Here is a 5,148-nt window from a genome sequence, read left to right on the forward strand (position 1 = left end):
GGTCGGGGTGCGCACCAACGCCGAGGTTCCAGGACCGGTGCTGCGTCGAGGATTTCGTCCGAGTCGGGCCGCGATGGCGCCCTTGCGGCAAGCGGTCGACCGTGGACTGTTGAGCATCCGGGGAGCGGACCGGGCGTTGCGGGTGGCGTGGTCGTTGGCGGATTTGGCCGGCCGCGGGGCGCCGGGCCTCGAGGATGTGCAGTTGGCGCTGGCGTTCCGGTCCTGCGGGGTGGCGCGGTGAGCGCCGACCAGGTCCGGCAGGCCTGGGCGTATCTGGCCCGGGTGGTCGAGCCGCCGTGTCCGCTGCTGGCCGATTTCGTCAGCGAGGTCGGGCCCCTGCAGGCGGCCGACCGGATTCGCTCCGATGGCGACCTGCCGGAGGGGCTGTCCGAGCGGGTGCAGGCGCGCCGCGAACTCGATTGTGCGGCTGATGATCTGGAGATGCTGGATCGCCGCGGCGGGCGGTTGATCACACCCGGTGACGAGGAATACCCGCTGCTGGCGTTCGTCGGATTCGGCTCCGAGGAGGCCCGCAAGCGGGATGGGGGCAGCCCGCCGCTGGTGCTGTGGGCGTTGGGGCCGGGCCGGCTCGACGAGATCGCCGAACGGGCGGTGGCGCTGGTCGGCACTCGCGCCGCCACCGCCTACGGTGAACACGTCGCTGCCGATCTGGCCGCCGGTCTGGTGGACCGAGATTTCGCGGTGGTCTCCGGCGCGGCGTACGGCATCGACGGTGCCGCGCACCGATCGACCCTGGCCGCCGACGGCGTCACGGTGGCCGTGCTGGCCGGCGGCATCGACGTCCCGTATCCGACCGGGCATTCGGCCCTGCTGCATCGGATCGCCGGTACCGGTGTGGTGCTCACCGAGTACCCGCCGGGCACCCGGCCGGCGCGGCACCGCTTCCTGACCCGCAATCGGCTGGTGGCAGCGCTGTCACGGGCCACCGTAGTGGTGGAGGCCGGGTTGCGCAGCGGAGCGGCCAGCACCGCGACCTGGGCCGCTGCCTTGGGTCGGCCGGTGGGCGCGCTGCCCGGACCGGTGACCTCGGCGTCGTCGTCGGGTTGTCATCAGCTGGTGCGCAACGACCGCGCGGTGTTGGTAACTCGGGTCGAGGAGATCGTCGAACTGGCGGGCCGGATCGGGGAGTTGGCCGAGGACGAGCCGCATCCGCAAACTCGGTTGGATGACCTCGATGACCAGCAGCGGGTGGTCTACGAGGCGCTGCCGGGGCGTGGGCAGGCGTCGGTCGACGAGATTGCCCAGGCGGCCGGCATGCCGGCACGCGTGGTGATGGCGCAGTTGGTTGGGCTCGAGCTGGGTGGGTTCATCGAGCAGGCTGATGCCGGCTGGCGGTTGGCGCGTTGAGCTGGGCGCGGCGTCTCGGTGGCCTGCGCCGATGGCAAGACGTCCGCGCCGCACGGGGCGACCGTATAGTCGGGTGGGGCACGTAGCGAAGCGGAGGCAAATGTGGCAGGCCGACCAGTCCATGAGTTCGAGGTCATTCGAACCGAACAGATCGCACCGCACATGGTGCGAGTGATCTTCGGCGGCAACGGATTCGACACCTTCACCGACGCCGATTGGGCCGACTCCTACCTCAAGATCGCGATCGTGCCCGCCGGTGTCGACGTCGCGGCGTTGCCGCGTCCGCTGACCCTGGACAGCTTCAAGGAACTGCCGCCGCAGCAGCAACCCACCGTCCGTACCTACACGGTCCGGCGCGCCGACCCGGTAGCCCGCGAATTGGTGATCGACTTCGTCGTGCACGGTGAGCACGGGGTGGCCGGTCCGTGGGCGGCCGGACTGAGACCCGGCGACCCGGCCTATGTGACGAGTTCCAACGGGGCGTACTCGCCCGACCCGGCTGCCGACTGGCACCTGTTGGCCGGTGACGAGGCCGCGATCCCGGCGATCAGCACGGCGCTGGAAGCCATGCCCGCCGACGCGGTCGGGCAGGTGTTCATCGAGGTCGGCAGTCCCGAGGACGAGATCGAACTGCACAAGCCCGAAGGTGTGCGGGTGAGTTGGATCTACCGGGGTGGCCGCGCCGACCTGGTCGACGATGCCAACGCCGGCGACAACGCGCCGCTGGTCGAGGCGGTGCGCACGGCGCCGTGGCTGCCCGGGCAGGTGCAGGTGTTCATCCACGGTGAAGCCCAGGCAGTGATGCACAACCTGCGGCCCTACATCCGCAAGGAGCGCGGCGTCCCGGCCAAGTGGGCGTCCTCGATCTCCGGGTATTGGCGGCGCGGGCGCACCGAGGAAACCTTCCGGCAGTGGAAGAAGGAACTCGCCGAACAGGAAGCCGCCGCCGAGCCCTGAAGAGTGCGCGCTCTGAGCCGGATCAAGGGTGAGATTTCCCGACGCACGCGCCTGCCTTCCTGATTTCGGCGCGCGGATCTGCCACGGTAGAAGCATGTCCGCGCATCTCGACGCCGTGCTCGACGAGTTCGCCGAGCACCTGACGTTGGAGCGCGGCCGTTCGGCGCACACCCAGCGGGCCTATCTGGGTGATCTGCGCTTGCTGTTCGACTTCGTCGAGCAGCAGACGCCCGGCGCCGAACTCACGGGATTGGCGCTGCCGGTGCTGCGGGCGTGGTTGGGGCAGCAGGCCGCCGCGGGGGCTGCGCGCACTACGTTGGCTCGGCGCACCTCGGCGATCAAGACGTTCACCGCCTGGGCGGCCCGGCGTGGCCTACTGGACGGCGATCCGGCAGCCCGGTTGCAGGTGCCCAAGGCGCACCGGACGCTACCGTCGGTGCTGCGCCAAGATCAGGCGTTGGAGGCCATGTCAGCCGCGAAATCAGGTGCTGCCGAAGGTGATCCGATCGCGCTGCGGGACCGGTTGATCGTCGAGTTGCTGTACGCCACCGGGATCCGGGTCAGCGAGCTGTGCGGTCTGGACATCGACGACGTCGACGTCGACCGGCGGCTGCTGCGGGTGCTGGGCAAGGGCAACAAACAGCGCAGCGCACCGTTCGGCGAACCCGCAGAGGAGGCGTTGCGGGTCTGGCTGGCCGACGGGCGTCCCGGTTTGGTGACCGCGGAGTCCGGTCCGGCGCTGCTGCTGGGCGCCCGGGGCCGCCGGATCGATCCGCGGCAGGTGCGCACCGTGGTGCACCAGACCGTGGCGGCCGTCGACGGTGCGCCCGATCTGGGTCCGCACGGTTTGCGGCACAGCGCGGCCACGCATCTGCTCGAGGGCGGCGCGGATCTGCGGGTGGTGCAGGAGCTGCTGGGGCACTCGACCTTGGCGACCACCCAGCTCTACACGCATGTCACGGTGGCGCGGTTGCGCGCCGTGCACGATCAGGCGCACCCGCGGGCATGAGTGCTCGGCGCACTGCAGACCTGGGTTGGGGCGCGGTGTCCTATCTGGAGTGGGGTGGTACCCAAACCGGTACGACGGTGGTGCTGTTGCACGGCGCCGGCGTGGACAGCGCCGAGTTGTCCTGGGGCTGGATCGGGCCGCAGTTGGCGCAGCGGGGATACCGGGTGCTGGCCCCCGACCATCCCGGTTTCGGGCACAGCCCGTCACCGCCGTGGCCGGTGACGCAGTCGCGGCTGGTCGACTACGTCGCCGAATTCATCGATGCGGTCGGCGTGCGAAGCTACGTCCTGGGCGGGCTGTCGCTGGGCGGCGGCATGACCATCGGCCACGTGCTGGGTGGCGCTGAGAATGTTTGTGCGGCAATGCTGTTGGGCAGTTACGGGATCATGCCGCGACTGTCCGACGGGCCGCTGTCGTTGGCGCGTCAGGTCACGACGTGGGCCACGGTGGCTTCGGGCGTGATGGGGCCGATGGTCCGGCGGCTGGCCGCCAACCCCGCGACGCTGGACTGGAGCATGAAGTCGCTGATTCGCGATCCGGCCCGGCGCACCCCGGAACTGATCGCCGACGTGCGTGCAGCGGCGCAGCAGGGTCACGGCTTCGACGAATTCGCGCAATGGCAGCGCGACCAGATTCGGTGGAACGGGTTGGCCACCGACTACACACCGCAGCTGCCGTCATTCCCGGTGCCGGCCTTGATCATTCACGGCGACCGCGACACCGGGGTACCGGTCGCACGGGCGCAGGCGGCGGCCCGGCTGATCCCCGATGCCCGGCTGGAGATCATGCGCGGAGCCGGGCACTGGGTGCAGCGGGACCGGCCGGATGAGGTGCTGGCGGCGATGGTCGAGTTTCTCGAGGGCGCAGGCTGACCGAGCAGGACTGAATCAAGCGTCCGGTGCCAGCTTGTACACCGCGGCCGGTTCGACGACTTCCAACTGCCTATTCCTGATCCGCATGGAAGCGACGTAGACGTTGCCGGCCGAGTCGACGGCCACGTCCGATGAGTTCAGGGCCGGGAACGGCAATTTCACCGGGTCGCCGTCCTCGTCGGGTGGCACTTGCACCACTTCGTTGCGGGCGTAGCTGGCGATGACGTCACCGGCCGGGTTCACCGCAAGGCCGCCTTGCGCGGGATTGAACGACATCTCGGTCGGGGTGTCGGCGCCGGACTCCAGCTTGAACAGCCGCAGCTTCACCGAGCCACCAGTGCGGTTGCTGGCGACATAGACGGTGCCGTCCCGGTCCACGGCGATACCCTTGGGCTGGAACAGTTCGTCAAAGGGCAGCGCGGTCGGTCTGAGGGCATCCGGTTCCAGCTTCATGGCCCCGTCCTCGACGCCCGGGGTGGTGTCCACCGGGTCGAACAACGGGGCCGACGGCATACACCACGCCGTCGTCGCCCACCGTGACGCCCTCCACCGTGAGGAACCCGCTGAACGGCAGTCGGACCGGGTCGGTCGCGCCGACCGGCAACTGCCAGACTGCGTCTTCGCTGGCGATGTACAGGTTGCCGGCCGAGTCGGTCGCGAGATCGTTGATCCCCGCGGTCATGTTGATGCCGAGCAATTCCACTTCGGTCGGTTCGCTGGCGCCGGCCGGCAGCTTCAGCAGCTTGCCCTCTTTGGACAGTGCTGCGTCGCTGATCGTTTCGCTGTACAGGTAGACGGTGCCGGCGTCATCGACGGCGATTCGTTTGGGCTCGACCTCACCGAACGGCAGCTTGCTGGGTTCGGCGGTGTAGCTGAACTGGGTAGCCGTCTCGAGCCGGGCATCCGTGCTGTTCCGGGCGATCGCGACGGCCGCTGTGACTC

The 5,148-nt window shown here is 69.5% G+C and carries 7 protein-coding genes; 5 read left to right on the forward strand and 2 right to left on the reverse strand.

Features of this window, described 5'->3' with window-relative positions:
* From AC5Y3P_RS22185 to AC5Y3P_RS22205, 5 genes are all read left to right on the forward strand, one after another.
* Positions 1–241, forward strand: a 241-nt coding sequence (locus tag AC5Y3P_RS22185; RefSeq protein ID WP_500048093.1) for a magnesium chelatase subunit ChlI family protein, incomplete at its 5' end; no start/stop codon positions are given.
* The gene (gene dprA / locus AC5Y3P_RS22190) at positions 238–1,368 is read left to right on the forward strand and encodes a DNA-processing protein DprA (RefSeq protein ID WP_500048094.1); all 1,131 of its coding nucleotides are present in this window, start codon (positions 238–240) and stop codon (positions 1,366–1,368) included. The genes AC5Y3P_RS22185 and dprA, both read left to right, overlap by 4 nt.
* Before the next feature lie 102 nt (positions 1,369–1,470).
* Entirely contained in the window at positions 1,471–2,325 is an 855-nt protein-coding gene (locus tag AC5Y3P_RS22195; protein WP_500048095.1) for a siderophore-interacting protein, read from the forward strand.
* 94 nt (positions 2,326–2,419) lie between these two features.
* Positions 2,420–3,334: a tyrosine recombinase XerC gene (locus AC5Y3P_RS22200; RefSeq protein ID WP_500048096.1), complete on the forward strand. Its 915-nt coding sequence runs from the start codon at positions 2,420–2,422 to the stop codon at positions 3,332–3,334.
* Entirely contained in the window at positions 3,331–4,206 is an 876-nt protein-coding gene (locus AC5Y3P_RS22205) for an alpha/beta fold hydrolase (RefSeq protein ID WP_500048097.1), read from the forward strand. Before AC5Y3P_RS22200 ends, AC5Y3P_RS22205 begins: the two co-directional genes overlap by 4 nt.
* A 15-nt stretch (positions 4,207–4,221) precedes the next feature.
* On the opposite strand, the gene AC5Y3P_RS22210 is transcribed toward AC5Y3P_RS22205, so the two are convergent.
* A complete protein-coding gene (locus tag AC5Y3P_RS22210) occupies positions 4,222–4,659 on the reverse strand; it encodes an NHL repeat-containing protein (RefSeq protein WP_500048098.1) in 438 nt (145 codons plus the stop codon).
* Positions 4,613–5,148, reverse strand: a 536-nt coding sequence (locus AC5Y3P_RS22215) for an NHL repeat-containing protein (RefSeq protein ID WP_500048099.1), incomplete at its 5' end; no start/stop codon positions are given. The genes AC5Y3P_RS22215 and AC5Y3P_RS22210, both read right to left, overlap by 47 nt.

This window comes from Mycobacterium sp. NGS45 (genome assembly GCF_059812645.1).

Excerpts from the sequence above, each read along its gene's own strand:
- AC5Y3P_RS22205 (WP_500048097.1), top strand. The coding sequence starts at position 3,331 with ATGAGTGCTCGGCGCACTGCAGACCTGGGTTGGGGCGCGGTGTCCTAT.
- AC5Y3P_RS22200 (WP_500048096.1), top strand. The coding sequence starts at position 2,420 with ATGTCCGCGCATCTCGACGCCGTGCTCGACGAGTTCGCCGAGCACCTG.
- AC5Y3P_RS22210 (WP_500048098.1), bottom strand. The coding sequence starts at position 4,659 with ATGAAGCTGGAACCGGATGCCCTCAGACCGACCGCGCTGCCCTTTGAC.